Genomic DNA, 26,864 nt, shown 5'->3' on the forward strand with positions numbered 1-26,864 from the left:
GGTTGCCGCGGCCCGCGCCTTGGTCAGGCCCATTCGCCCTTGCGCATCACCGGCACCGAGCGGCCGTCGGCGCAGATGCCGTCGATGTCGATCTCGCCGGAGCCGATCATCCAGTCGATGTGGATCAGGCTCGAATTGCCGCCCTGGGCGGCGATCTGTTCGGGCGTCAGCGAGGCGCCATCGAGGAAGCACTTCGAATAGCACTGGCCGAGCGCGATGTGGCAGGAGGCGTTCTCGTCAAACAGCGTGTTGTAGAACAGCACGCCCGAGGCCGAGATCGGCGAGGAATGCGGCACCAGCGCCACTTCGCCGATGCGGCGGGCGCCCTCGTCGGTGTCGAGCACCTTGTTGAGCACGTCCTCGCCCTTTGACGCGCTCGCCTCGACGATGCGGCCGGCTTCGAAGCGCACCTGGATGTTGTCGATGAGCGTGCCCTGGTAGGACAGCGGCTTGGTGGAGGAGACCGTGCCCTCGACGCGGCGGGCATGCGGCGTGGTGAAGACCTCCTCGGTCGGAATGTTGGGGTTGCAGGTGACGCCGTTCCTGGCGACCGACGCGCCGCCATGCCATTCGTGGCCGTCGGCCAGTCCGACGGTCAGGTCGGTGCCCGGACCGGTGTACTTCAAAGCCGCGAACCGCTCGCCGTTGAGCCAGGTCGAGCGTTTGGCAAGATGGGCGTTGTGGCTGCGCCAGGCGGCGACCGGGTCTTCGACATCGACCCTGGAGGCTGCAAAGATGGCATCGGCGAGCTTGCGGACCGCCTCGTCGAGCGGCAGGTCGGGGAACACCTGTGCTGCCCAGGATGGATTGGGATAGGAGCAGATGTTCCAGTTGATGTCGAAATTGGAGATATGCTCGAGCGCCGGCTTGTAGGCGATGGAGTTGGCTTTGTTGGCGCGCGCCACCTTGGCCGGGTCCTCGGCCGCCAGCAGCATCGGATTGTCGCCGGCGATCGCCAGCCGCGCCGCGCCGCTCTCATAGGCCCTGGCCATGCCGTCATAGAGCCAGCCGCTGGCCTTGTCGAAACTCGCGTCCGGCGCGTGCCGGTAGCGCGCAAGCGTCGATTCCTCATCGGCGTAGAAGGTGGTCACCAGGCCGGCGCCGGCCATGTAGGCGTGCTTGGTGATCAGCCGCGCCAGCGGCAGGGCGGCAATCGGCGCCGTCATCACCAGGTCCTGATCTTGCTGCAGCTGCAGGCCGATCCTGACGGCCACCTCGGCGAGCTTCTCCAGCTTGACGGGATCGACGGGCGAGACGAGGGGAGCGTGGAGGGTCATGGGATGCCTGACTGCTTGCTGGTTCGGGATGTCCAAGACTTAAGGTGCTTTGTGGCGGAATTGAAGGCCAAAGCGAAGGCGGCGCGCCGATCATGCGACAATCGCGGCGGCGATGGCGCCGAGCGCCCGTTGCGCGTCCTTCGGATCGAGCCGCAGCTGCAGGCCGCGCTGGCCGGCATTGATGTAGACGAGCGGCTCGTCAAGGGCTGCCAGTTCGATCGCGGTCGGAACCTGCTTCTTCTGGCCGAAGGGACTGATGCCGCCGACATGGTAGCCGGTGAGCCGCTCGGCATCCGCCGGCTTCATCATCGCGGCCGACTTGCCGCCGAAGGCGGCGGCGAGCTTCTTCATCGAGACCTCCCGGTGCGAGGGCAGCACCACGCAGACCGGCCGGCCGTCGAGCTCGGCCATCAGCGTCTTCAGCACCCGGGACGGATCCTCGCCCAGCGCCTCGGCCGCCTGCAGGCCGATGCTTGCCGCATCGGGATCATAGGCATAGCTGTGGACGGTGAAGGCGATGCCGAGCCTCGTCAGTGCCTGGGTGGCGCGGGTGGTCCTGGACATGGCAGCTCTCCTCAGCAGGCGAAGCAGCGATCGTAAAGCTCGGGCTTGAAGCCGATGAGCAGCCGCCCGTCGGCCTCGAGCACCGGCCGCTTGATCATCGACGGCTGCGCCAGCATCAATGCGATGGCCTTGTCCTGGTCGAGATCTTGCTTTTCGCTATCGGGCAGCTTGCGAAACGTGGTGCCGGCGCGGTTGAGAACCGTCTGCCAGCCCGCCTCGGCGCACCAGCGCCCGAGCTGATCGCGGTCGATGCCCGCCGCCTTGTAATCATGGAAGTCATGCGCGACGCCGTGATCGGCGAGCCATGCCCGCGCCTTCTTCATCGTGTCGCAGGTCTTGATGCCGTAGATGGTGATGGACATGTCGGATCTCCCGGTGAACCCTGTACTCATTGGCAGCGGATGGCGACTATGCGTTTGCCCGCGCCGCCATTCCGAACCCATTCTCGTCTCAGCAACCAAACCCACCTCCATCAGCGCGCCAGCCAAACCATACCAATTGCCGCAGAGACCGCTGCGTATCAATCCCTCATCTGTTTCGCCATATTTGACACACAATACATCATAAATAGTCATATATGACTAATTTGAAGCGCAGTCGCGATCTGATCATTGACGAAGGCTGGCTCATACTCTCGGGCCAGCATGCCCGAGACACCCACTTGGCGGAGAACTTCCCGCCATCCGTCCGAAATGCGCTTCGCCGTGATACGGATGATCTCCCGTGCCTCGGCCTCGGAAATCTCGAAAAATTCGCAGGCTTCCAGTGCGAGGATGATCGACCGATCATGGGCTCCCCCCTCTAGGATCGCGGTCTCAAGATGCGGGTTGCGATCCGGCGCCGGGTTGACGTCGAACACCGGCGACAAGCGCCACTGACCCGCTCCCACATAGAGAAAGCCGTGGTTCTTCAGGTGATCGTCCTTGTTGGACACGAGGATCGTGAAGATCAGACGCCGGTAGAGTTCACGGAAATCGTTGGAAGCATCGGGTGAGTAGGCCCGCATGAAATCGACGATCTCGGTATAGGAGCCCAGTTCCACCCCCGTCTTGCCGAGCGCGGTGCGCGCGGAGATGTAGGGAATTCGTGCGGCCCCGCGCCGGTCGAACCGCTGGATCAGCGCGACTGGGAACGGCGTGTCGGCCAGTTCCAACCGTGTCTCGGGCGTGCGGATACCGCAGGCTGCCGCCAGGCGCAACGTTGCGACCTCGACCCGCTCGATCGGCTGCTGATCGTGGACGGAGGTAAACTTCGCCAGCCACAGCGCGTCGCCGTCCCTAACATTGGCTTTGGGGCGAGCACCGCCGGAGCCGCCGGCGCCGGCCAGAGCCTGCATCTCCTCGGGCGAGATTTCCTTGCCCTGCTCATAGGCGCGCGCGATCGCCGTAATAGCTTCGAGATCGACCACACGCGGAACGGCGTCCGCTGCCTTGCCGCGAATGACCTCGCCCTTGTCATCCAGAAAGCGCAACGCCCCTTGCCGGCAGGTATCATCGGAAAGCGTCAGATACTCGAATTCGTTGAGACCATTGCCATGGGCGCGTTCGAGCAGCCTGCGTCCCCAACTGTCCGGAGCCGCATCGGCGAAAACGCCCGCCAAAGCGTCGCGCATGTTGCCGGGCTGTCCCGAAGTATGGAACGGGCCGGCCTCAAGAGGGAAATCTGGCTGTATGGCGAAGGCACGCGGATTTTCAATCCATTCGGCGCCATAGGCGAAGGTCGAGAATTGCCGCGGTCCGGCATGGGTGAAACGCAACTGGCCCACCGATGTTCGGCCGTCGCCAAGCGCGACATGGGCGACGAGATCGGCCATCAGAAGGAGGCCCCGTCAGGGTCGACAACGTCCTGCCGATCCTGCGTCTCCTGCGTCTGAGCCTTCTGCTTTTTCAGCCTTGCCGCGAAGGAGCGGCCGCGGCGCGGTCCGTGCTCCACTGCCAGCGCCAGCCCCAGATCGTCCTTGCGGATATCGACCAGGTCAGCGAGCCGCTCCAGAAGGCCCAGCACAACGAGAACGTCGGCAAGCGTTCCGATGGCAACGCCCGGATCACCCCGTTCAAGGCGGGCGATGGAGCTCGGCGAGGTTCCTGCACGCAAGGCGAGATCCGCCACGGCGATACCACGCCGCAGACGGGCGCTGCGGATATCCTGACCCAGCCGTTCCAGTGCCGGTTTCGCCTTGGGAGAACCCATTGAAATCATCCATATATGACATAATAGGGCGTAACATTAATCATATATGACTGATTGGAACCAGGGTCAAGACGGATACACACGGTCCCAGAGCGCGTCACAAAGCGGCGGCCCATGAGAACATGCCGCACCGGCCACCGCACGGATGGTAATGGGCCGTCCGCGCTTCGGGTGGACGGGACGCAATGGCTGCCGCGAGACGGCGTAGGCCTGCTCAATGGGAGTGAAAGACGGACAAGAATGGCTATTGGGCTACGGCTGACTCCAGCACCGAAACGCCATTGCCGCAGTCTGCATCCGTCACTCCCACTCGATGGTGCCGGGCGGCTTCGAGGTGACGTCGTAGACGACGCGGTTGATGCCGCGGACCTCGTTGATGATGCGGGTGGCGGCGCGGCCGAGGATGTTCATGTCGAACTGGTAGAAATCCGCCGTCATGCCGTCCACCGAGGTCACCGCGCGCAGGGCGCAGACGAACTCGTAGGTGCGGCCGTCGCCCATGACGCCGACGGTCTGCACCGGCAGGAGCACGGCAAAGGCCTGCCAGATGTCGTCGTAAAGCCCGGCCTTGCGGATCTCGTCGAGATAGATGGCGTCGGCCTGGCGCAGGATCTCGAGCTTTTCGCGGGTGATGCCGCCGGGGCAGCGGATGGCGAGGCCCGGACCGGGGAAGGGATGGCGGCCGATGAAGCTGTCGGGCAGGCCGAGCTCCTTGCCGAGAATCCGCACCTCGTCCTTGAAAAGTTCGCGCAGCGGTTCGACCAGCTGCATGTTCATGCGCGCCGGCAGGCCGCCGACATTGTGGTGCGACTTGATGGTCACCGACGGGCCGCCGGAAAACGAGACACTTTCGATGACGTCGGGATAGAGCGTGCCCTGGGCGAGGAAATCGGCGCCACCGACCTTCTTCGCCTCTTCCTCGAACACCTCGATGAACAGCCGGCCGATGGTCTTGCGCTTGGTCTCGGGGTCGGCCTCGCCCTCGAGCTGCGAGATGAAGCGGTCGGATGCATCGACCATCTTGAGCGACAGGTTGTAGTGCTCGCGGAACATGGCGACCACGTCGGCCGCCTCGTTCATGCGCATCAGGCCGTGGTCGACGAGGATGCAGGTGAGCTGGTCGCCGATGGCCTCGTGGATAAGCAACGCCGCGACCGAGGAATCGACGCCGCCCGAAAGCGCGCAGATCACCCGCCCGGAGCCGACCTGCTCGCGGATCTTGTCGACCATGGCCTGGCGGTAGGCGGCCATCGACCAGTCGCGCTTGAGGCCGGCGATGGCGTGGACGAAGTTCGACAGGAGCCTGGCGCCGTCGGGCGTGTGCATCACCTCGGGGTGGAACATGGTGGTGTAATAGCGCCTGGCTTCGTTGACGGCGATGGCAAACGGCGCGTTCGGCGAGGTGCCGATGACTTCGAAGCCCTCGGGCAGTCTTGTGACGCGGTCGCCGTGGCTCATCCACACCGGATAGCGCTTGCCCACTTCCCAGACGCCTTCGAACAGCGGCGAGGATTTCAGGATCTCGACATCGGCGCGGCCGAATTCACGGTGATGGCCGCCCTCGACATGGCCGCCAAGCTGCTGACAGAGCGTCTGCTGGCCGTAGCAGATGGCCAGGATCGGCACGCCCGAGTCGAAGACGGCAGTTGGCGCGCGCGGCGAGCCGGGCTCGGGCACGGAGGCCGGGCCGCCGGAGAAGATCACGGCCTTGGGCCGGAGCCGGGCAAATCCCTCGTCGGCGGACTGGAACGGCACGATCTCGCAGAAGACACCGGCCTCGCGGACGCGCCGCGCAATCAGCTGGGTGACCTGGCTGCCGAAGTCGATGATCAGGACGGAATCGGGGTGGGGAATGTCGAGTATGTCGGTCATGTCGAGCCTTTAAAGAACTGGCAAGTGCGGCGCAACTGGCATCGACCTGCATCGGTGGATTTTTTTGATGCTGTCCACGGCTCACGACGGCAGCAGCAGCCCTTCGGCCAGCGCCGCCTCGAGCCGGTCGACGGCGGCGGCGAGATTGGCGTCGACCACGTGCAGATACTGGGTCCAGTCATCGAAATGATGCAGGTCCGCCGCACCGTCGGAAATGCCGCGCAGGCCGATCATGGCCACGCCGGCGACCATGCAGGCGCGGTGGATGGCAAAGCTCTCCATGTCGACCATGTCGGCGTCGATGCCGTCATAGGCGGAGCCGGAGACGATGTTGGCCCCGGTGGACAGGCGCCCGGCGCCGATCCCGGGGATCTGCAGCGGCAGCGGGATTTCCGCGGGCAGGTCGAGAAACGGCGTCCGGCCCTTCTCGAAGCCGAGCGGCGAGGCGTCCATGTCGCGGTAGGAGACCGACGACGCCTGGTAGACCTCACCCTGCTCGAGCCTGCGCGATCCGGCCGATCCCAGCGACACCAAAATGTCCGGCCGGTGCTCGATCAGCGCGCGGGTGGCATGGATCGCCGATTCCACGGGCCCCACCCCGATCATCGCGGGCACGAAGCGGCGCCGGAGATGCTCCCCGTATTCGGCGTCTGCGGCCATGGCGAACAGGACCCTGCGACCGCCGATGATCCTGACCGGGTCGCTCATCCGGCCAGGTCCTGGCGGCCCTTGATGACCATCATGGTACCGGTCATGGAGGCCAGCAGCTTGGCCGGGCCATCGCCGATGGCATAGGCGCGGCCATCGCTGACGATGATGGTGCTGCCGGGCTTGGTGACCTCGCCGCGGAACAGGAAGCGCTCGCCGCGGCCGGGGGACAGCAGGTTGATCTTGAACTCGATGGTCAGCACCGCGGCGTCCTCGGGCATGACGGAAAGCGCCGCGTAGCCGCAGGCGGAATCGAGCGCCGTCGAGAGAATGCCGGCATGCAGGAAACCGTGCTGCTGGGTGAAGTCGGCGCTGAACGGCATCTCGATCTCGACCACGCCGTATTCGACGCTGGTGAGCTCGGCGCCGATGGTCGCCATCACCTTCTGGCGCGAAAAGCTCTCGGTCACCCGTTCGCGAAACATCTGGTTCGGCCTGCCGTCCATGCCCGTATCCTCATTGTGCAGCTGCGAAGGTGCCAAGCGCCGGAGAAAACTGCAAGCGGTTTCGCGGCGCCCGGACACAGGCGTTTGGACCGAGGCGCTTGGACTCAGCCCCGGTTGAGCCACCAGATCGAGGCGTTGAGCAGCGACGCGAAGCCGACCCAGGCGGCATAAGGGACAAAGAGCAGCGCCGACGGCCGTTCCGTGCGCCAGGTGGAGGCGATGAAGACCAGGATCGCGGCGAAGAGGGCCACGACGACCGGCAGGGCAAGGTCGGGACGCTGGGCGGCGAAGAACAGCGGCGACCAGGCAAAATTCAACGCCATCTGGACGACCCAGGCCTTCATTGCCCTGCCGCTCGGATCCAGATTCCAGACCCGGGCGCCGGCCACGGCTACCATGACGTAGAGGACTGTCCAAACCGGGCCGAAGATCCAGTTGGGCGGGTTGAAGGCCGGCTTGGCCAGGGTACGGTACCACTCGCCGGGGGCGGTGAGAAAGCCGATGGCGAGCCCCCCGCCGACGGTCAGCGCCAGAAAAAGCAACAATGTCTTGGCTCGGCTCATGATCGCACGCTCCCTTGATCCATCCCAGATGACGCGCAATCGCCGCCGGTCAAGCCCTGCGCCGGAAGGCAACGAAGTAGAAGCCGTCGGTGCCGGTGCGCCTGGGCGACAGCACGAGACCCAGCCCCTTGCGGGCCAGCGGCAACGGTGCGGCGGCATCGGCTGTCACCGACGCCCAGCGGCCGGCCAGGTCGATCGGCTCGAAGTCCGCGTGGCGGACCAGAAACGCCTCGGCGCGGGCGGTGTTTTCCGACGGCAGCAGCGAACAGGTGACATAGGCCAGTTCCCCACCCGGCCGGACAAAGCGGGCGGCGGAATCCAGCACCGCGTCCTGGTCGGCCATGCGGTCGGCGAGGTTCTTTTCCGACAGCCGCCACTTGGCGTCGGCGCGGCGGCGCCAGGTGCCGGTGCCGGTGCAGGGCGCATCGACCAGCACCCGGTCCAGCCGGCCGACGAGGCCTTCCAGGCCGGCGGCGCGCTCGACGAGTTGCACGTTGCGGACGCCGGCGCGGCGCAGCCGCTCGACCATCGGCGCCAGGCGGCGGCGATCGGCGTCAAAGGCGTGGATCTGGCCGTGATTGCCCATGCTTGCCGCCATGGCCAGCGACTTGCCGCCGCCGCCGGCGCAGTAGTCGAGCACCTGATCGTCGGGTCGGGCGCCCATCAGGGCGGCGGCCAGCTGCGAGCCCTCGTCCTGGATCTCGAACCAGCCCTTGGCGAAGCAGACCTCGCTCGTCGCCGCCACCTGGCGGGCGGGGCCCGGGCCGGCGGGAACACGGATGCCGAGCTTCGCCAGCCGGGTCACTTCGGCTCCCGGCGCCTCCAGCGCCGCAAGCACGCTGGCCTGGTCGGTGCACAGGCTGTTGACGCGCAGGTCCAGCGGCGGACGGTCGGCGAGCATGGCTGCCTCGGCAACCCACTCGGCTCCGAAGGCCCGCTCGAATTCCGGCACGATCCATTCCGGGATGTCGGCCTGCACATGGGCCGGCGCCTCGGTCAGCGGCCGCTGCAGGCGGGCCTCCAGATCGGCGAGGGAGGGAATCTCGGGCGCGAAACGGTCGCCGTCGAGTTCGGCGACCAGCTCCGCGGGCGTCACACCCCACTGGCGCAGCAGCACGCCGATGGCGAGATCGGCGGGCGTGTCGCCATTCATCACGAAGCCATGGGAGGCGCGCTTGCGCAGCGCATCGTGGACCAGGTTGCCGATGGCGCCGCGGTCGCCGGAGCCGGCAAAGCGGTGCGACAGGCCCCAATCCTTCAGCGCGTCGGGCACCGGCCGGTGCCGGGTCTCGATGTCGGTGAGGATTTCGATGGCTGCTTGCAGGCGTCCGCCAAGGCGCATGGTGTCTCTCCGCATGGCGCGTGCGAGGAATATCGGGCGCCGCTGGGGCCCCTGCTATCGCTTGCACGCCGACATGGCAAGCGATGGCCTAATCCGGACCCGGCTCAGATACAGCGGCCGCCGTCCACCTGCATGGCCACGCCGGTCACCATCGAGGCCTCGTCGGAGCAGAGATAGCAGGCGGCATTGCCCATGTCCTCGGGGGTGGAGAAGCGGCCGAGCGGAATGGTGGAGAGAAACTTCGCCCGCATTTCCGGCGTGTCCTCGCCCATGAAGGACTTCAGGAGCGGCGTCTCGCCGGCGACGGGGTTGAGAGCGTTGACCCGGACGCCAAAGGGCGCGAGCTCCACCGCCATGGTCCGCGTCGCGGTGATCATCCAGCCCTTTGAGCTGTTGTACCAATTGAGCTTCGGCCTCGGGCTGACGCCGGCGGTGGAGGCGATGTTGAGGATCGCCCCGGCGCGGCGCTGCTTCATGTGCGGCACGAAATGGCGGGCGGTGAGATAGACCGACTTGCAGTTGACCATGAACACCCGGTCGAAATCCTCCTCGCTGACGTCCTCCATGAGCGCTGGCAGATGGGTGATGCCGGCATTGTTGACCAGGATGTCGAGATGGCCGAAGCGGGCGAGCACCTCGTCGGCCATGGCGGCGACACTGGCATTGCTGCCGACATCGACGCCGACTGAAGAGGCCTGGCCGCCAAGCTCGGCCGCCAGCACCGCGGCGGCCCCGGCGTTGATGTCGGCGATGGCGACGCGGGCGCCTTCCGCCAGGAACTTGCGGACGATGCCGGCGCCGAAGCCCGACGCTCCCCCGGTGACGAGCGCGGTCTTTCCCTCAAGCCTCATGTGATTTCCTCCCGATTGGTGATCTGATGTCGCGGTCAGCGGCCGTGCCAGACGGCGACGGTCTTCAGCGCGGTGAAGCCGTAGAGCGCCTCGAAGCCCTTTTCGCGGCCGTGCCCGGATTTTCCGTAGCCGCCGAAGGGCAGTTCGACGCCGCCGCCGGCGCCGTAATTGTTGATGAAGACCTGACCCGAGCGGATCGCCCTCGCCATGCGCATCTGGCGGCCGCCGTCGCGGGTCCACACGCCGGCGACAAGCCCGTAATCGGTGCCGTTGGCGATCGCCACCGCCTCGTCCTCGTCGCGGAACGGAATGATGACCTGGACCGGCCCGAAGATCTCGTCGCGGGCGATCGACAGCGCCGGGTCGACATCGGCAAACAGCGTCGGCCGGACATAATGGCCGCCCATCGGCGCCGAAGCCGGCATCTGCCCCTCGGCAAGCGGCGCCAGCCCGTCGCGGTCCGCATCGGACAGAAAGCCGGCAACCACCTCCTTCTGGCGGGCCGAAATCAGCGGGCCGATGGACTTGTCCTCCATCGCGGCGCCGACGGTGAGCGCGCGATAGCGCTCCGCCATCAGCCGGGCGACCTCGTCGTGGCGGCTTTCCTCGACCAGGATGCGCGAGGAGGCCGAGCAGGTCTGGCCGGCGTTCTGGATGCCGGCATTGACCAGGAACGGCAGCGCCCGCTCCAGATCCGCGTCGGCGAAGACCAGCTGCGGCGACTTGCCGCCGAGTTCCAGCGTCACCGGAACGATGTTGCGGGCGGCGGCCTCCTGCACCTTGCGGCCGGTCTCCACCGATCCGGTGAAGGAAAGGTGATTGACGTCGGGATGGGCGCTGAGCGCCGCGCCGGCTTCCTCGCCGAGGCCGGGCACGACATTGAGCGCGCCGCGCGGCAGGCCGCAGTCGATGGCGATGCGGGCAAAGGCGAGCGCCGTCAGCGATGCCTCCTCGGCGGGCTTGAGCACCGCGGCATTGCCGGTGGCGAGCGCCGCCCCCACCGAGCGGCCGAGGATCTGCATCGGGTAGTTCCACGGGATGATGTGGCCGGTGACGCCATGCGGCTCGCGCAGCGTGTAGACGGTGTAGTCGTTGAGATAGGGGATGGTCTGGCCGTGCAGCTTGTCGGCGGCCCCGCCGTAGAACTCGAGATAGCGCGCCAGCGCCCGGGCGTCGTTGCGGGCCTGGCTGAGCGGCTTGCCGACATCGTGCGCCTCGAGCATGGCGAGCCATTCCACATGCTCCTCGACCGCGCGGCCGATCCTGGCCAGGACACGCCCGCGTTCGGCCGCCGTCATCTGCCCCCATTCCCCGGAGAGCGAAGCACGCGCGGCCTGAACGGCGGCGTCGATGTCGGCGATGCCGCCGCGGGCGATGCGGCCGATCTCGAGCCCGGTGGACGGGTCCTCGACGGCGAGGGTCTCGCCGGACCGGCATGCGGTCCACTGTCCGTCGATGAGGCACTGAGTGGTGTCGAAGCCGGCATCCAGCCTGTCAGTCATGCGTCTCTCCTCCCGCTCGGGGCGCGACGATCGGCCGGCGCCGCCAAAGCGGCGGCCAGCGACGGGGTCGCCGCGATCAGGCTTCGTGTATAGGGATGTTGCGGATCCTCGAAAACCCTCGTCGTCGGTCCCTCCTCGACAATGCGGCCGGCCTTCATCACCATCACCCGGTCGGTGATGGCGCGGACAACCGTCAGGTCGTGGGAGATGAACAGGTAGGACAGGTCGAGGCGGCCGGAGAGTTCCGCAAGGAGATCGAGGATCTGGGCGCGGATCGAGACGTCGAGCGCAGAGACGGCTTCGTCGAGCACGATCAGCGACGGCTCGATGATCAGTGCCCGGGCAATGGCGATGCGCTGGCGCTGGCCGCCGGAAAACTCGTGGATGTATTTGTCGGCGTCGCCGGCGGAGAGGCCGACCGCCTCCAGCGCCCGCAGCATCCGGGCCTCGAGCTCGGCCCCGCGGGGCGGCGAGCCGAGCAGATGGAACGGCTCGCAGACCAGGCGGCGGACCTTGTGGCGCGGATTGAAGGAACCGTAGGGATCCTGGAAGACCACCTGGACGCCGGCGCGCTGCGTCATGCGCGGCCCGTCGCCGGCGCTGGAGAACACCTCTCCGTTGAGCCGGATCTCGCCGCCGTCGAGCGGGTCGAGCGCCAGGATGGCGCGGGCAAGCGTCGACTTTCCGCAGCCCGATTCACCGACAAGGCCGACATTCTCGCCGCGCGCGATCTCGAAGGAGACGCCGTCGACGGCGCGGAATCGTGGCGGACGATGGAACAGGCCGCGGCGGGGCTGCGGATACTCCCGCACCACCTCCGACACCGCCAGCACCGGCGGGCCGTCAGCGGCCGGGGGCGGGGTTCGCGACGGCACGTGCGCCGAGGCCGAGAACAGCGCACGCGTGTAGGGGTGACGCATGGCGGCGAAGACGTCCCGGGTGGCGCCGCTTTCGACCACCGAGCCGTGCTGCAGGATGGCGATGCGGTCGGCGAGGCCGGCGACGACGGCGAGATCATGGGTGATCAGCATGAGGCCCATGCCCTCCTCGCGCACCAGGCCGCTCAGCAGATCCAGGATCTGCGCCTGGGTGGTGACATCGAGCGCGGTGGTCGGCTCGTCGGCGATGAGCAGCTTCGGGCGCAACGCAATGGCCATGGCTATCACCACGCGCTGGCGCTGGCCGCCGGAAAGCTCGTGCGGATAGCGGTCGAGCGGAAAGCGATCCGCAGGCAGGCCGACGCGGTCGAGCGTCTGTCGCGCCAGCGCCAGCGCCTCGCGGCGTCCGGTTCCGGTGTGGATGCGGATGGTCTCGGCCACCTGATCGCCGATGGTCTGCACCGGATTGAGCGCCGTCATCGGCTCCTGGAACACCATGGCCGCATCCCGGCCGCGCATGCCGCAGAGCTCGGTCTCGGTCATGGCGCCGACATCGTTGCCGGCAACCTTGATGCTGCCGCTCCACTGGCTGCCGTGCGGCAGCAGCTGCATGACGGAGAGCGCGGTCATCGACTTTCCCGAGCCGGATTCGCCGACGATGCCGACGATCTCTCCGGCCCCGACCGTCAGGTCGACGTCGGAGAGGATTGGAGTGCCGTGGATGGCCAGCGTCAGGCCGGAAACCGACAGCGCCGTCATGGCCGCGTCCGCCGGGATCGCGGATCGTGAAGGTCGCGCAATCCGTCACCCAGCAGGTTGAGGCCCAGCACGGTGACGACAATGGCCAGCCCCGGAAACAGCGCCATGTGCGGCGCCAGCGAGATCAGCGTCTGCGCGTCGGCCAGCATGCGCCCCCAGGACGGCAGCGGCGGCTGGGCGCCGAGGCCGACATAGGCGAGCGCCGCTTCCGCCAGAATGGCCAGCGAGAACTGGATGGTGCCCTGCACGATGAGCAGGTTGACGATGTTGGGCAGGATGTGCTCGGCGGATATGCGCAGCCGGCCCTTGCCCGCAACCCGGGCCGCCAGCACATAGTCGCGGGTCCACAGCGACAAGGCCGCGCCGCGGGAGAGCCGCGCGAAGACCGGAATGTTGAAGATGCCGATGGCGATGATCGCATTGACCGCGCCGGGACCGAAGACGGCGGTGATCATGATGGCAAGCAGCAGCGAGGGAAAGGCGAAGATGAGATCGTTGCCGCGCATGATGAACTCATCGACGAGACTGCCGCGCCGGCTGGCGGCATAGAGGCCGAGCGGCACGCCGGCGAGCATGCCGATGCCGACGGCGACAAAGGCCACGGCCATGGAGACGCGGGCTCCGACCATGATCATCGAAAACATGTCGCGACCGAAATGATCGGTCCCGAACCAGTGCGCGAGCGACGGTGTCCGGAGCTTGCCGGGAATGTCCAGACGCAGCGGATCCTGCGGCGTCCAGACGAACGAGAGCAATGCGGCCACCACGAAGATCGAGGACAGCACGATGCCGGCCATGAAGGCGGGATGATGCACCGCTGCCGAAACGATCCCTGTCCTTCTGGCGTGCGCGCTCACCGGCCGTGCCTCCTCAGCCGCGGATCGGCGATGGCGTAGGCGACATCGACCAGGAAGGTCACGGCGATGACGGCAAACACCAGCACGATGACGACGGAACGGACCACGATCAGGTCGCGCTGGGTGATGCCCTGGAACACCAGCCGGCCGAGACCGGGCAGGTAGAAGACGTTCTCGATGATGATGCCCCCGGCCAGCAGGAAGGAAAACTGCAGACCGACAATGGTCAGCACAGGGATCAGGGCATTGCGCAGCGCGTGGCGCCACAGCGCTTGCGACCGCGTCAGGCCCTTGGCGCGCGCCGAGCGCATGAAGTCCTCGTGCAGCGTGTCGAGCAGGGAGGAGCGCATCACCCGGGCGAGGATCGAGGCCTGCGGCAGCGCCAGCGCGACGGCGGGCAGGGTCAGTGCCTTCATCGCTGGCAGGAAGCCGGCTTCCCATCCCGGGAAGCCGCCGGCGGAGAAGATGCGCAGATTGATGCTGAAGACCAGCACCAGCAGCATGGCGAACCAGAAGTTGGGGATCGCCACGCCGATCTGGGTTGCGCCCATGACCGCGACATCGGTGGCCGAGTTGCGCCGGGCGGCTGCGATGATTCCGGCCGGAAAGGCGATGATCGTCGACAGCGCCAGGGCGTAGAGGGTGAGCGGCAGCGAAATCACCACGCGCTCCGCAATCAGGTCGGCTACAGGAACCCGGTAGGTGTAGGACATCCCGAAATCGCCGTGCAGCAGCCCGGCGACCCAGCCGAGATAGCGAAGATGGATCGGCTCATCGAGGCCGAGCTGGCTGCGCAGGGCGGCGATCGCCTGCGGATCGGCATTGATGCCCATCATGAACGAAGCGGGGTCGCCGGGCACGATTTCCAGCACCAGGAAGATGACGAGGCTCGCGGCAACCAGGCTGAGCGCCAGCGAGACGAAGCGGCCAAGCAGGTAGGCGGTCACGCCGCCGGCCCCTGCCGCCGCTCAGCCGCCGGTCCAGAAGCCGTGGCTCCGGGACCGGTCAGACGATCGGAGATCACTCCTCCCAATGGACACCGGTCATGTCGGTGGCCTGGGTCGGCGAGTTCAGCCACAGGCCCTTGAGCTTGGCGTCGGCGACACCGGCCTTGGCCAGTTCGAACAGATAGACATTCACATAATCGTCGGCGATCTTCTTCTGCGCCGCCTGCAGCAGCTCGGTGCGCCTGGCAGGATCGGTGCTGTTGTCCAGCTCGGCCATGATCGCCTTGAAGTCGGGATCGGCATACTGGAAATAGTAGTCGTCGCGGGCGTAGATGTTGATGTCGAGCGGCTCTGTGTGGGAAATGACGGTCAGATCGAAGTTCTTCGCCTTGAACACGTCGGAGAGCCACTGCGCCCATTCGACATTGGTGATCTCGGTGGTGATGCCGATGTCGCGCAGCTGGGCGGCGATGATCTCGCCGCCGCGGCGGGCATAGCTCGGCGGCGGCAGCTTCAGCGAAAGCGTCAGATCCTTGACCCCGGCGTCCGCCAGCAGCGCCCTGGACTTGTCCGGATCGAAGGCCGACTGTGCCGTCAGATCGACATAGGCGGGGTTGTGCGGCGCGAAATGGGTGCCGATCGGCGTGCCGTAGCCGAACATGGCGCCGTCGATGATCGCCTGGCGGTCAATGGCATGGCTGATCGCCTCGCGCACCTTGATGTTGTCGAGCGGCGGCTTCTTGTTGTTCATGGCGAGGATGGTCTCGCCTTCGGTCGAGCCGATGAGCACCTGGAAGCGCGGATCGGCCTCGAACTGGGTCAGGTTCTCCGGGGCCGGAAAGTTCGGATAGGCGTCGAGATCGCCGGCCATCATGGCGGCGAAGGCCGCCGTCGGGTCGGAGATGAACTTGAAGGTCACCTTGTCGAGACTGACCGCAGCGCCCCAGTAATTCGGATTGCGCACCAGGTCGACATGGTCGCCCTTGACCCATTCGGAAAACCGGAACGGGCCGGTGCCGACCGGATTGGTGGCATTGTCGGCCGCGGTTTCCGGCGCCACCATGATGGCGTCGCCCCAGGCCATGTTGAACAGGAATGACCCGTTGGGCTTCGACAAGGTCACCTTGACGGTCATCGGATCAACGACGTCGACGGATGCGATGCCGGCAAACAAGGCCTTCTGGGCATTGGTCGACTCGTCGGCGCGGGCGCGGTCGAGCGAGAACTTCACATCCTCCGCGTCAAACGTCGAGCCGTCATGGAACGTGACGCCGGACTGCAGCTTGAAGATATAGACCAGCCCGTCCTCGGAAATCTCCCAGGATTGTGCCAGATCCGGCAGCACGGCGCCATCGGGTCCGAAGCGCGTCAGACCTTCGAAGACATTGGCATAGACCACTTCGTCGATGGCTGCCGCGGCGCCGCCGGTGGGGTCGAGATTCGGCGGCTCAAGCTGCATGCCGACGGTGACATCCATCTTCGCGGCCGCGGCAGGGATCACCGCAAGGCCGGACGCCAGCGCGATCACGGCCACCGACGACATGGCAAGTGCATAGATTTTCATGGCAGGTATCCTTGCTCCAAGATCTGCGGCCGCGCGTCACACGCGCCGGTGAAGAAGATCGTCCATGGCGAAGGCCATCACCTTTGCGGCGTCGACCATGTCCTCGATTCCCACATATTCGTCAGGCTGATGGGCGAGATCGAGGATGCCGGGACCGTAGGCGATACAGTCTTTCAAGCGGCCGATACGGTCAACATGTTTCTGGTCGTAGGTGCCGGGGGACACCACATAGGCGGGCTCGCAGGAGAGAACGGCGCGAATGCTGCGATCGACCGCACGGACCACCGGCGCATCCCGGTCGGTCATCGACGGGCTGACCTGCCAGAGTACGTCGAGGTCGTAGCTGAAGCCGGGCCTTGCCGCCTTCACCCGCTCGAGCAGGGCGAGGATTTCCTCGTGCACCTCTTCCGGCTGCTCCTCGATCAGATAGCGGCGGTCGATGACCATGCGGGCGGAATCGGGCACGCAGGCCGAGGGAAAGCCGGTGAAGCCGCGCTCCGGTTCGGCCTGGCCGCCGTGGATGGAATTGATGTTCATGGTCGACTGGCGGGCGCCGTCGGGCACCACCGGCATGGCGGTGCGCTTGTCCGCCAGCGCCGGGAACAGGCTGGCCTCCATCTCGGCCATCACCGCGCCCATGTGGCGCACCGCGCAATCGCCGAGGAACGGCATCGACCCATGGGCAATGCGGCCATGGGTGCGGATCTGGGCCCACCAGACGCCCCTGTGGCCCAGGCAGATGCGGTCCTTGTTGAGCGGCTCCGGGATGATGACGTGCTGCACCCGTTCGGGCGAGAAATAGCCCTGCTCGGCAAGCCATGCGACGCCGCCATAGCCGCCCGTTTCCTCGTCCGCCGTACCGGAGATCTCGATGGCGCCGGGAAAATCGGCAAACAGCGCGACGAAGGCCTCGACGGCGACGATGGATGCGGCCAGCCCGCCCTTCATGTCGCAGGCGCCGCGGCCATAGACCTTGCCATTGGCCACCGTGCCGCCGAAAGGATCGAACGTCCATCCGGAGCCGGTTTCCACCACGTCGATGTGGGAGTTGAAATGCACGCAGGGACCCGGCCCCGCGCCCTCGCGCCGGGCGATGACATTCCAGCGCGGGTAACGGTCACTGTCCCCCGGCGTGCCCCGGGCGCGCAGCAGCTTGATGTCGAAGCCGGATCTGCCCAGGCGGGTGGCGAGATACTCGCAGATGTCGCGGTAGAACTCGCCCGGCGGGTTGAGCGTCGGGATGCGGATCAGATCCTGTGTCAGTTCCACCAGGTCGTCGCGGCGGGCGACGATTTCGCGGCTGAGCGCCGCCTGCCGATCCGACATTGCCGGGCTCGAATCCATCCATGCACTCCGTCTGCCGCCAGCCTTGAACGCCGGTCGTCACCCCGCGCTGCACCCGTTGTCGGATCACAATACAGCTGCGACCACGGCTGGCAAGCCGGCTCCGGCGACAGGTCAGGAGATTATGCGGTAGCAGACCTTGGCAACGCCGTTGTGGATCATGCCCAGCCGGGACGCTGCCGCCTTGGAGACATCGATCACCCGACCCTTCACGAACGGGCCGCGATCGTTGATACGGACAACCACCGATTTGCCGTTGCGGGCATTGGTGACCTCGACCTTGGTGCCGAAGCGCAGGCCGCGATGGGCCGCGGTCAGCTTCGACGGATCCATCCGCTCGCCCGAAGCCGTCATCGACGTCAGCGCGTACCACGAAGCACGGCCGCAGTTGCCGGCCGCAGCCTCGGTCGGCACGGACAGCGACACGGCGGACATGATTGCGACGCCAAGCGCCATACCGGATGCATTTTTCATCTAACGTCCCTTTGCAAACCGGAACCTCAAAGAACGTCCGGCGTGGAAAATTGTTCCTCAGGGGCGTCAATGATGGTCGGGTGCGGTCGAAACGTGGGGGAAAGGCGGCAATACCGTGGCGGGCGGTCAAGTCATGTTGCGGTATGTTACAGTGCAGATCTCAGCCGCGCCAGCCGTTGCCTTCCCACAGCGCCGAGAGACCTGCGCGATAATCGGGAAAGCTGAAGCTGTAGCCAAGCGCCTTGATGCGAGAATTGGCCACGCGCTTGTTCTCTCCGTAAAAGGATCGCGCCATCGGAGAGAGGTCGGCGGTGGCAAAGTCGGTTTCCGGCGGCGGAGCGACTCCCGCCAGCCCGGCCGCATAGGCGACCACGTCCTGGGGCGGGGCGGGCTCGTCGTCGGTGATGTTGTAGATGCCCCCGAGTTGTCGCTCGGCCAGCATCGCCGCGGCGGCGCCGATGTCGGCCACGTGAATGCGGTTGAAAACCTGGCCGGGCTTGACCAGCCGCCGCGCGGTGCCGCGATCGATATTGCACAGGGCATTGCGGCCCGGGCCGTAGATGCCGGAGAGCCGCAATGTGGCGAGCGTCACCTGGTCGCGGGCACACAGCCTGGCCCAGCCGCGTTCGGCCGCGAGCCGGGCGACGGAGCGACGGGACACGGGCCGGCACTCACTGTCCTCATCGACCCATTCGCCGCCATGATCACCATAGACACCGACCGTCGACAGATAGCCGACCCAGCACAGATCGGGCGCCAGCGCCTTGAGACCGGCGGCGAACAGCCCGAGCAGCGGATCGCCGCCCTGGTCGGGCGAAATCGAGGCCACCAGATGGGTGGCCGCCGAAAGCCGCCCCAGCAGGTCGGGCCCCGGTTCACCGCCCGCATAGATCAGCGGATGAAGACCCGCCCGGCGCAGGTCATCGAAACGGGCGGCGCTGCGAGTGGTTCCGCTCATCTCCAGACAGACCGGCGCCAGGTGGCGGGCGATGGCGAGGCCGGAAAATCCGGCACCGAAGATCATCAGGTTCATTCGGGCTCCTTGGCGATCGCGGGCGCGCATGCCAGACGCCATTCATCGCTCACTGTCAAATCGGATTCCCCTGCGTGCTCGGTCGCCAGCGCCGCAAGGCGGCGGACATCGGCGAGCATGGACACCGCCCAGACCGCGGCACCGCGGACCAGCGGGGACGGATCGGCGAGCAACGCTTCGCAGGGCGCCAGCAGAGCGCGCGAGCCGCTGTTGCCGGCCGCAATCAGCACGTTGCGCAGGAAGCGGTCGCGGCCGATGCGCTTGACCGGAGAGCCGGAGAACACCGCGCGGAAGCCGGCATCGTCGAGCGCCAGGAAGGACTGAAGCGGCGGCGCCATCAAATCGTGGCGGGCACTCAGCCTGGCCTCGCTGGCCGCGGTGGCGAACTTGTTCCACGGACAGGCGGCGAGGCAATCGTCGCAGCCATAGATGCGGTTGCCGATAGGCTTGCGGAACTCGACGGGGATGGGCGCCTTGCTCTCGATGGTCAGGTAGGAGATGCAGCGCCGCCCGTCGATCTGGTAGGGGGCGGGAAACGCATCGGTCGGACAGACATCGAGGCAGGCGCGGCAGGAGCCGCAATGGTCCGTCTCGGCGACGTCCGGCTCCAGTTCGGCCGTCGTGAAAATGGCGCCCAGGAAGAGCCAGGACCCGTGCTGCCGGCTGACCAGGTTGGTGTGCTTTCCCTGCCAGCCCAGGCCGGCAAGGGCGGCGAGCGGCTTTTCCATCACCGGCGCAGTGTCGACAAACACCTTGACGCCGGCAGCGCCGAGCGAGGCCAGGCGGCCGGCAAGCTGCTTGAGGCGTCCCTTGACGACATCATGATAGTCGCGGTTGCGGGCATAGACCGAGATCGTCGCCCGGTCCCGCTGCTCAAGCGTCGCCCGCGGGTCGATGTCCGGACCATAATTCATCGCCAGCATGATGACCGACCTGACCTCCGGCCACAGCGTCTGCGGATCGGCGCGCCGATCGAGCGTCTCCGCCATCCAGGTCATCGAGCCGTGGCGACCCAGCTCCACGAAGCTGCGAAGCCGCTGCGCGGCTGCGCCGAGTGCGTCCGGGGCGGCCACGCCGAAGGCCACGAAGCCTAGGGCTTCAGCCTCTGCCGCCAGGATCGCCCGCATCCTTGCAGGCGGAGAGCGGTCCGGCGCAGGGGGGCGGGAGGTCTGGGGCAAACCGGCCACCGGCTAGAAATCGAGATCCGCATAGTGGGCGACCGGCGGCATGTTGCGGATGCGGTCGCTCAGCAGCGGTCGGAAGGAGGGACGCGATTTGACCCGCTGATACCAGTCCTTGGCCTGCGGGCTGTCCTTCCAGTCGACCTCGCCCAGATAGTCCAGCACCGAGATGGCGGCTGCGGCTGCGAGATCGGCATAGCTCAGGCGGTCACCGGCCAGCCATGGCCGCGAGCCGGCAAGCCAGGAGAGATATTTGAGATGCTGGCGGATGTTGGCGCGCGCGGTGCGGAGCACTTTCGAATCAGGGGCGCCGCCGCCGTCGTCGGAGCGCATCTGCGGCTTGATGACGCGCTCCCGGGTCAGCGGCGTGGTGACGTCATGCTCGAACTTGATCAGGAACCACTCGATCAGGCGCCGGGTCTCGGCGCGCTTGTAGGGATCCTCGGCCAAGAGCCGCCGGTCGCGCTTGAACACGCCGAAGGATTCATCGAGATATTCGGCGATCACATGCGGCCCGCACAGCGCCTGGCCGTTGGCGGCGACGCAGACGGGCAGATGGCCCGCGGGATTGAGCCTGAGGAACTCGGCGCGTTTCTCCCAGGTCCGCTCCTCGATCATGTCGGCCTCGAAATCCATCTCGGCAAAACAGAGGCGGATGAAGCGCGAGGCGGCGGAGGCGGGGTGGTGATAGAGGACTGGCATGGACGCTGAATGTTCGCTTTGCTCTGAACGCCTGGAGGCGGGGCTGGTCAGGATTCCTGAAACCAAGCTATAGGGACTGGCCGGGTTCAAGACAAGCGAATCACCGGCGCCGGAGTTGCACCCTTGACCAGAACAGTGGCCGTTTTTGGCCCACGGGAGACTTTTTCGACATGACCGATACCACACTCGTCGGCGCAGCCTTTCTGGGGCTCATCGAAGGCCTGACCGAGTTCATTCCGGTCTCCTCGACCGCTCATCTGCTGCTGACGGGGCACTTTCTCGGCTTCAAGTCACCGGGCAACAGCTTCGAGGTTCTCATTCAGCTGGGCGCAATTCTCGCCATCCTGACCGTCTACTCCGCGCGGCTGTGGAAGCTGGTGACCGACCTGCCCAACAGCGCCCGCGCCCGGTATTTCGTGGGAGCCGTGCTGCTGGCATTCCTGCCGGCGGCGGTGATCGGCGCGTTGGCCCATGACTTCATCAAGAGCGTGCTGTTCGAGAGTCCGGCCCTGATCTGCGTGGTCCTGATCGTCGGCGGCATCGTGCTGCTGGCCGTGGACCGCATGAAGCTCGAACCGCGCCACACCGATGTAATGGACTATCCTTTGTCGCTGGCCTTCAAGATCGGGCTGTTCCAGTGTCTGGCCATGGTGCCCGGCACATCGCGCAGCGGTGCCACAATCGTCGGCGCGCTGCTGCTGGGCGCCGACAAGCGCTCGGCGGCAGAGTTCTCGTTCTTCCTGGCAATGCCGACAATGGCAGGCGCCTTCGCGCTCGATCTCTACAAGAACTATGCGTTGCTGGGCGAATCCGACATCGCGGCAATCGTCACCGGATTTGTCGTCGCCTTCATCGCGGGCGTGGTGGTCGTGCGCGGATTGCTCGACTTCGTCTCGCGCCACGGCTTCGCCGTGTTCGCCTGGTGGCGGATACTGGTGGGCGGACTTGGACTAGTCGGATTATGGCTGGTCGGCTGACAGGCAGCCTGTGCGCGTTTGCCGGGCCGGGACCAACCGGTTCCGCCCGACTCTAAGACAGGACGATGCGCGTCAGCGGGAGGCCTGGCGAAGGCAAGGCTCGATGCCGTAGGCCGGGTCGCAGCCATTGCCTGCCTCGGCGATGCTGCGCGGCGCAAACGCCGACGCGGACAGGATGACGACAACCGCAAAGGCGAACGCGGAAACGACTGTTTTGGCCATGAATTTTCTGTCCTGAGAGACTGTATTGCGACGTTGAACGACGACGTCTTCCATTTGCCTCCGCTGCCCGAAACGGTCCGGCGACGGAGGCTGCATACGACTTCCATGCCACGCCGGAGACATCGATCCCGGCTGCGGGCGGGCGGGATATACCTGTGCTCCTAAATCGGTTCAATACCGAAACACGGTCGAGACACAGTTGACCGCAAAAAAATTAAATCATCCCTAAGCATGGGGCATTCCTGCAACACCGCGGCGGATCAGATCCAGCGCCAGAAGCGACAGGCAGACGCTGAAGACGAACCGGAAGGAGCGCTCCGAGGTCCTGATCAGCGCAAACCGTCCCACCCAGGTGCCCGCCAGGCCGGTGATGATCATCAGGGCGATCAGCGGGAGCCACGGTCCGTAGGCAAAGCCGATCAGTGAAAAGGCCGCGAACTTGAGAAGATGCTGCACCGACATGATGGCGGCCAGCGTCGCCGCCAACCGCATTCGGCTGGCGAAGGCCTTGGACAGGACGACCGCGTTGAACGGACCGGTCGCGCCGAAGATCATGGTGAGGAACGAGGTGACGGCTCCGGTGAGCACGTAGCCGGGGGTCGAAATCCCGGCCATGGCCGGCAGCGGCGTCCAGGTCAGGCCGAGAATGAACAGGCCAAGCGTCAGCGTCATCACCGATTCGTCCACCCAGCCCACCGCAAGACCGCCGAACCAGGCTCCGGGGATGCCGCCGGCCAGGAACGCCAGCACGCAGGGCCAGGCGATGTGGCTGCGAAGCAGCGTCGCGCGGCCGATGTTCGACCCCAGCTGCACCATGCCGTGCACGGGAATAAGCGCGGCAATCGGCACCAGATAGGTCATGATCGCCAGCAGCGCCAGGCCGCCGCCGATGCCTGCGGCGATGGTGAGCGCCGAGGTGAAGAAGCTAACCAGCACCAGCAGCGCCGCAGCCGTCGGCGACAGGCCGGCTGGCAGCAGCTCGGCGAAGCCTGCCTGCAGGACCTCCAGGGTCAGGCCTTCTTGCCCGAACCGGTGAACTGGCCCTGGGGCCGGAAACGGACCAGATAAGTGGGCAGGATGGCTTCAACCGTCACGGCTCTGATGCCGAGGCCCTCGAGCGTGCGACCTTCGCGGGCGGCCGCCTCGGACACGATGTTGTCGGTTCGCAGCAGCGTCACCTGGTCACTGGTCAGAGGCGGATCGATGAGCGGAATGGCGCCGGCGATGCTGCCGATCATCGAGGCGAGGCCCCAGGGAAGTGACACCAGCATGCGCTTGCGCTGGATCACGGCAAGCATGGCCTCCAGACACTGCCTGAAGCTGAGAACCTCGGCACCGCCCAGTTCATAGGTCCGGCCGGCAGCGATCGTGCCATCGACGCTGCGGGCCACCACCTCGGCAACGTCTCCGACATAGACCGGCTGAAACTTCGTCACGCCGCCGCCGATGAGCGGCAGGACCGGCGAGAAGCGCGCCATCTCGGCAAACTTGTTGAAGAACCCGTCCTCGGGGCCGAACACGATCGAGGGGCGCAGGATCACCGCATCCGGCAGAATCCTTCGGATGGCTTCCTCCGCCCGGCCCTTGGCGCTGGCATAGGCGGACTCGGATTCGATGTCGGCGCCGAGCGCGGAAATGTGGGTCAGGCCAATGCCCTCGGCGCGGCAGGCCTCGGCGATGGCGCGAGCTCCGAAGTCCTGGACCGAATCAAAGGTGTTGCGGCCGGATTCGAACAGGATGCCGACGCAGTTGACCACGTGGTCCGCACCCTGGATCGCCCGTTCGATCGAATTGCGGTAGCGCAGATTGGCCTGCACGGCGGCGATCTGGCCGACGCCGCCCATCGGCTGAAGATGGAAGGCGAGGTCGGGACGGCGCACCGCCACCCGGATCCGGTAGCCGCGGCGGGCAAGCGCGCGCACGACATGGCGGCCGACAAAACCGGATCCGCCGAATACCGTGACGAGCCTGGGAATGGACTGGGTCTGCATGGCGGCGCTCCTGTGTCGTCGGCCGGAATCGCCCGGCGCTCAATGGGTCTTAGTCAATATCCCGCGCGAGGTGAAGAGCCCTGATCGCGCGGAGGGCGGCAAACCGGCGCCGCGGGGCCAAATCAGCCGTCGTGGCCCTCGATGATGATCAGGTCACCCTCCGAAAAGGCCATCCGGATCTTGCGCGCGTTCTGATAGGTCTCGCTTTGAAAGCAGGCCAGCGCCGCCTCGTAGCTCGGAAACTCGATGACGACATTGCGGGCGCGAGCCTGGCCGTCGGCCGCCTCGAAGCGGCCGCCGCGGACGAGGAAGACCGCGCCATGCTCCGCATAGGCCGGGGCAGCCGCCGCCATGTATCCCTTGTAGGCTTCGGCGTCGCGAACATCCACGCGCCCGATCCAGTATCCCTTGGCCATGATTGTCTCCCGGGTGTGTTTCAGCGACCGTTCATCTCGGCGACAAGGGCGCGGGCGGCGGCGGCCGGATCATCGGCATGCACGACCGGCCGGCCGACCACCAGATGCGACGCGCCGGCGGCGAGCGCGTCCGTGGGAGTCATGACCCGCTTCTGGTCGCCCTTCTCCCCGCCCGAGGGGCGGATGCCCGGCGTGACGACGGCCATGGCTGGGCCGACGATTCCGCGCACGGCCGCGGCCTCTTCGGCCGAGCAGACGATGCCGCCCATGCCGGCAGCGCTTGCCTGGGCGGCCCGCCGATGAACCAGTCCGGCCGCTTCGAGCACATAGCCAGCCTCGACAAGATCGGCGGAATCCATCGATGTCAGCACTGTGACGCCGAGCAGGCAGAGCGGCGAGCCGCTAGCCGCGGCAACCGCCGCCCGCATGGTTCCGGGATAGGCGTGCACGGTCAGCATGTCGACATCCATCCGGCAGATGGTCTCTACCGCCTTCGCCACGGTGTTGTCGATGTCGAGCAACTTCATGTCGAGGAAGACGCGCTTTCCGCCGGCCTTGAGCTCGCGGATGAAATCCAGACCGCCGGCAAAGGCCAGTTGGTAGCCGATCTTGTAGAAGGAGACCGTATCGCCAAGCCGGGCGACGAGCGCCTCCGCCTCCGCCCGCGTCGGCACGTCGAGCGCCACGATCAGCCTGCCATCCGCGCCTTCCAGGGTGGCGTCCGCCACCCGAGCCTGTTCAACCGCCATCCGTCGCTCCTTTTGCTCCCCGCTCGTGCCACAGCCGATCCCGGCCCGCAAGAGTCCGGGGCGGCGGTGTGCGCTCGCCACAACGTTTTTCCGCCGCGCTGCCCGTCATCGCCTGCTCATGACGGCGCAGAATTCGATCAGCGACCTGCAGGCCTTCTTCAGCCGCGCGGTCGTCACCGGATCGATGATGCGGCCGTCCGCGTCGAAGGCGCTTTCGCCAAAGCTGACGGAGCACTGCTCGGAAATCACCTGGGCGCCGACGTTCATCATCACCGAGCGGACGTGGTAGAGGCCGCGGATGCCGGCGAACTTGCCGTCGGACGCCGAACCCAGCGCAACGAAGCGGTCAGCCCAGGGCTTGAACGGACGATCGCCGTCGCGGGAGATCAGGCTGACCCAGTCGATGGTGTTCTTGAGCAGCGGCGGGATAGATGAATTGTACTCGGGACAGCACATGAAGACGCCGTCATGGGCGGCGATCACCCGGCCCAGCCGCATGGCGTTGTCCGGTATGCCGTTTTCCGCCTTGAGATCCTCATCGACCAGCGGAAGCGGGTAATCGGCGAGCGAGATCCGCGTGACGTCCGCGCCCTGGTTGGCAAGCTCCACCGACACGGCTGCCGCCAGCTTCGCGTTGAACGACCCGGTGCGATTGGATCCGGGGAACACGAGAATGCGCGCTGGCATGGCTGACTCCAAGCGGTCAATTCCGCTGCCCGGCATTTCTGCAGCATCGGGCTTCAATGTCCAGCCGGGACCGGCGCAATTCAGATCCCGCGGCGGTAGACCCAGAGGCGGGCCGGCGGCACGTTTCGCATGACGAAGTCATGGTGGGCGACGGTGTAACTGCCTCGGCGCGGCGCGATCGGCGATGATGGACCATAGGAGAACTGCACCACCGGGCGACCTGGCGGAACCCGGTCCAACAGGTCCTCGAGCAGCGCAACGCGCTGCTCCATGGGGAAGTTCAGCAGCGGGATTCCCGAGACGACCGAATCGAATGTCTGCTCGCGCCACGGGCCCAGCGTCAATGCGAGGTTGAAGGCGTCACCCCGGATGAAGTTCACCGCCGGCATGTCGGCGGTCAGCCGCGCGTGGAACTCGGCGGAGTATTCGATGGAAACCAGCTTTTCGGGCGCAAGGCCTCGAGCCAGGATGGCCCGGGTTATGACGCCGGTGCCCGGCCCCAATTCTAGTACGGGCAGCCCAGAGGCCGGATCGATCAGGCTCGCCATGCTGCGGGCGGCCGTGAGCGATGTCGGCATGATCGAGCCGACGGTCTTCGGGCCGTGTATCCAGCCCTTGAAGAAGCGGATTTCCTCGTCAAATCGTCGTGCAATTCGCGCTTGAAACCCAAAACTCACGGCTGCTCCCCAACGTCGATCCGCCACCGGCGGCAGCCTCGTTCAGAAGCTTTGATGGCGCTCAAACAAGGCCTTTATGGGACCTCGCCGC

The 26,864-nt window shown here is 66.3% G+C and carries 29 protein-coding genes; 1 reads left to right on the top strand and 28 read right to left on the bottom strand.

Going from position 1 to position 26,864, the window contains the following annotated elements; translation table 11 throughout:
- Positions 1 to 23 precede the first annotated feature (23 nt).
- The 21 genes from DFR52_RS14530 to DFR52_RS14630 all read right to left on the bottom strand — a co-directional run bounded on the left by DFR52_RS14530 (position 24) and on the right by DFR52_RS14630 (position 21,054).
- Positions 24 to 1,277, bottom strand: coding sequence for an aminopeptidase (locus tag DFR52_RS14530; protein ID WP_110032665.1), 1,254 nt, complete (start codon positions 1,275 to 1,277; stop codon positions 24 to 26).
- Between the two features lie 90 nt (positions 1,278 to 1,367).
- Entirely contained in the window at positions 1,368 to 1,841 is a 474-nt protein-coding gene (gene ybaK / locus DFR52_RS14535; RefSeq protein ID WP_110032666.1) for a Cys-tRNA(Pro) deacylase, read from the bottom strand.
- A gap of 11 nt (positions 1,842 to 1,852) precedes the next feature.
- Entirely contained in the window at positions 1,853 to 2,203 is a 351-nt protein-coding gene (locus DFR52_RS14540) for an ArsC family reductase (protein ID WP_110032667.1), read from the bottom strand.
- A 209-nt stretch (positions 2,204 to 2,412) separates the two neighbouring features.
- Entirely contained in the window at positions 2,413 to 3,654 is a 1,242-nt protein-coding gene (locus DFR52_RS14545; protein ID WP_110032668.1) for a type II toxin-antitoxin system HipA family toxin, read from the bottom strand.
- Positions 3,654 to 4,031 (bottom strand): helix-turn-helix domain-containing protein, encoded by a 378-nt coding sequence (locus DFR52_RS14550; protein ID WP_110032669.1) that lies wholly within the window; start codon positions 4,029 to 4,031, stop codon positions 3,654 to 3,656. Before DFR52_RS14550 ends, DFR52_RS14545 begins: the two co-directional genes overlap by 1 nt.
- A gap of 300 nt (positions 4,032 to 4,331) precedes the next feature.
- Entirely contained in the window at positions 4,332 to 5,903 is a 1,572-nt protein-coding gene (gene guaA, locus DFR52_RS14555; RefSeq protein WP_110032670.1) for a glutamine-hydrolyzing GMP synthase, read from the bottom strand.
- 81 nt (positions 5,904 to 5,984) lie between these two features.
- Complete coding sequence (locus DFR52_RS14560; RefSeq protein ID WP_110032671.1) at positions 5,985 to 6,611, bottom strand: 5'-methylthioadenosine/S-adenosylhomocysteine nucleosidase; 627 nt, start codon at positions 6,609 to 6,611, stop codon at positions 5,985 to 5,987.
- Positions 6,608 to 7,057 carry a PaaI family thioesterase gene (locus DFR52_RS14565; RefSeq protein ID WP_110032672.1) on the bottom strand — a complete coding sequence of 150 codons (450 nt, stop codon included), beginning with the start codon at positions 7,055 to 7,057 and terminating at the stop codon, positions 6,608 to 6,610. The genes DFR52_RS14560 and DFR52_RS14565 overlap by 4 nt, the downstream gene beginning before the upstream one ends.
- Positions 7,058 to 7,161: 104 nt before the next feature.
- Complete coding sequence (locus tag DFR52_RS14570; protein WP_110032673.1) at positions 7,162 to 7,620, bottom strand: TspO/MBR family protein; 459 nt, start codon at positions 7,618 to 7,620, stop codon at positions 7,162 to 7,164.
- Positions 7,621 to 7,669: 49 nt separating this feature from the next.
- Complete coding sequence (locus tag DFR52_RS14575) at positions 7,670 to 8,962, bottom strand: RsmB/NOP family class I SAM-dependent RNA methyltransferase (RefSeq protein WP_110032674.1); 1,293 nt, start codon at positions 8,960 to 8,962, stop codon at positions 7,670 to 7,672.
- 104 nt (positions 8,963 to 9,066) lie between these two features.
- Complete coding sequence (locus DFR52_RS14580) at positions 9,067 to 9,813, bottom strand: SDR family oxidoreductase (protein WP_110032675.1); 747 nt, start codon at positions 9,811 to 9,813, stop codon at positions 9,067 to 9,069.
- A gap of 35 nt (positions 9,814 to 9,848) precedes the next feature.
- Positions 9,849 to 11,315, bottom strand: coding sequence for an aldehyde dehydrogenase family protein (locus DFR52_RS14585; RefSeq protein WP_110032676.1), 1,467 nt, complete (start codon positions 11,313 to 11,315; stop codon positions 9,849 to 9,851).
- The gene (locus DFR52_RS14590) at positions 11,312 to 12,952 is read right to left on the bottom strand and encodes an ABC transporter ATP-binding protein (protein WP_110032677.1); all 1,641 of its coding nucleotides are present in this window, start codon (positions 12,950 to 12,952) and stop codon (positions 11,312 to 11,314) included. The genes DFR52_RS14585 and DFR52_RS14590 overlap by 4 nt, the downstream gene beginning before the upstream one ends.
- The gene (locus DFR52_RS14595) at positions 12,949 to 13,749 is read right to left on the bottom strand and encodes an ABC transporter permease (protein ID WP_110032884.1); all 801 of its coding nucleotides are present in this window, start codon (positions 13,747 to 13,749) and stop codon (positions 12,949 to 12,951) included. The genes DFR52_RS14590 and DFR52_RS14595 overlap by 4 nt, the downstream gene beginning before the upstream one ends.
- 56 nt (positions 13,750 to 13,805) lie before the next feature.
- A complete protein-coding gene (locus DFR52_RS14600) occupies positions 13,806 to 14,756 on the bottom strand; it encodes an ABC transporter permease (protein ID WP_110032678.1) in 951 nt (316 codons plus the stop codon).
- Positions 14,757 to 14,829: 73 nt separating this feature from the next.
- A complete protein-coding gene (locus tag DFR52_RS14605) occupies positions 14,830 to 16,320 on the bottom strand; it encodes an ABC transporter substrate-binding protein (RefSeq protein WP_210205837.1) in 1,491 nt (496 codons plus the stop codon).
- Between the two features lie 36 nt (positions 16,321 to 16,356).
- Complete coding sequence (locus tag DFR52_RS14610; protein WP_245415344.1) at positions 16,357 to 17,664, bottom strand: acetylornithine deacetylase/succinyl-diaminopimelate desuccinylase family protein; 1,308 nt, start codon at positions 17,662 to 17,664, stop codon at positions 16,357 to 16,359.
- Between the two features lie 114 nt (positions 17,665 to 17,778).
- Complete coding sequence (locus DFR52_RS14615; protein WP_110032679.1) at positions 17,779 to 18,138, bottom strand: septal ring lytic transglycosylase RlpA family protein; 360 nt, start codon at positions 18,136 to 18,138, stop codon at positions 17,779 to 17,781.
- 160 nt (positions 18,139 to 18,298) lie between these two features.
- Positions 18,299 to 19,171, bottom strand: a complete 873-nt coding sequence (locus DFR52_RS14620) for an SDR family oxidoreductase (RefSeq protein WP_110032680.1) — start codon at positions 19,169 to 19,171, stop codon at positions 18,299 to 18,301.
- Complete coding sequence (queG, locus tag DFR52_RS14625) at positions 19,168 to 20,298, bottom strand: tRNA epoxyqueuosine(34) reductase QueG (RefSeq protein WP_110032681.1); 1,131 nt, start codon at positions 20,296 to 20,298, stop codon at positions 19,168 to 19,170. The genes DFR52_RS14620 and queG overlap by 4 nt, the downstream gene beginning before the upstream one ends.
- Positions 20,299 to 20,361: 63 nt before the next feature.
- A complete protein-coding gene (locus DFR52_RS14630) occupies positions 20,362 to 21,054 on the bottom strand; it encodes a glutathione S-transferase family protein (RefSeq protein WP_110032682.1) in 693 nt (230 codons plus the stop codon).
- A gap of 170 nt (positions 21,055 to 21,224) precedes the next feature.
- On the opposite strand from DFR52_RS14630, the gene DFR52_RS14635 reads away from it, so the two are divergent.
- Positions 21,225 to 22,031 carry an undecaprenyl-diphosphate phosphatase gene (locus tag DFR52_RS14635; protein WP_110032683.1) on the top strand — a complete coding sequence of 269 codons (807 nt, stop codon included), beginning with the start codon at positions 21,225 to 21,227 and terminating at the stop codon, positions 22,029 to 22,031.
- Positions 22,032 to 22,103: 72 nt separating this feature from the next.
- Here the strand turns inward: DFR52_RS14635 and DFR52_RS24300 are convergent, their stop codons facing one another.
- From DFR52_RS24300 to pmtA, 7 genes are all read right to left on the bottom strand, one after another.
- Positions 22,104 to 22,307: a hypothetical protein gene (locus tag DFR52_RS24300; protein ID WP_146215616.1), complete on the bottom strand. Its 204-nt coding sequence runs from the start codon at positions 22,305 to 22,307 to the stop codon at positions 22,104 to 22,106.
- A 171-nt stretch (positions 22,308 to 22,478) separates the two neighbouring features.
- Positions 22,479 to 23,189, bottom strand: coding sequence for a sulfite exporter TauE/SafE family protein (locus tag DFR52_RS14640; protein ID WP_245415345.1), 711 nt, complete (start codon positions 23,187 to 23,189; stop codon positions 22,479 to 22,481).
- A gap of 74 nt (positions 23,190 to 23,263) precedes the next feature.
- Positions 23,264 to 24,244 (bottom strand): complex I NDUFA9 subunit family protein, encoded by a 981-nt coding sequence (locus DFR52_RS14645; protein WP_110032685.1) that lies wholly within the window; start codon positions 24,242 to 24,244, stop codon positions 23,264 to 23,266.
- 122 nt (positions 24,245 to 24,366) lie between these two features.
- On the bottom strand, positions 24,367 to 24,660 hold the full coding sequence (locus DFR52_RS14650; protein WP_110032686.1) for a DUF1330 domain-containing protein: 294 nt from the start codon (positions 24,658 to 24,660) through the stop codon (positions 24,367 to 24,369).
- A 20-nt stretch (positions 24,661 to 24,680) separates the two neighbouring features.
- On the bottom strand, positions 24,681 to 25,409 hold the full coding sequence (gene pyrF / locus DFR52_RS14655; RefSeq protein WP_110032687.1) for an orotidine-5'-phosphate decarboxylase: 729 nt from the start codon (positions 25,407 to 25,409) through the stop codon (positions 24,681 to 24,683).
- A 105-nt stretch (positions 25,410 to 25,514) separates the two neighbouring features.
- Positions 25,515 to 26,096 (bottom strand): NADPH-dependent FMN reductase, encoded by a 582-nt coding sequence (locus tag DFR52_RS14660; RefSeq protein ID WP_110032688.1) that lies wholly within the window; start codon positions 26,094 to 26,096, stop codon positions 25,515 to 25,517.
- Between the two features lie 80 nt (positions 26,097 to 26,176).
- Positions 26,177 to 26,800: a phospholipid N-methyltransferase PmtA gene (gene pmtA / locus DFR52_RS14665; RefSeq protein ID WP_425351189.1), complete on the bottom strand. Its 624-nt coding sequence runs from the start codon at positions 26,798 to 26,800 to the stop codon at positions 26,177 to 26,179.
- Between the last annotated feature and the right edge of the window lie 64 nt (positions 26,801 to 26,864).

Origin of the sequence: Hoeflea marina, from assembly GCF_003182275.1 — a bacterium.
Taxonomy (GTDB): Bacteria; Pseudomonadota; Alphaproteobacteria; order Rhizobiales; family Rhizobiaceae; genus Hoeflea; species Hoeflea marina.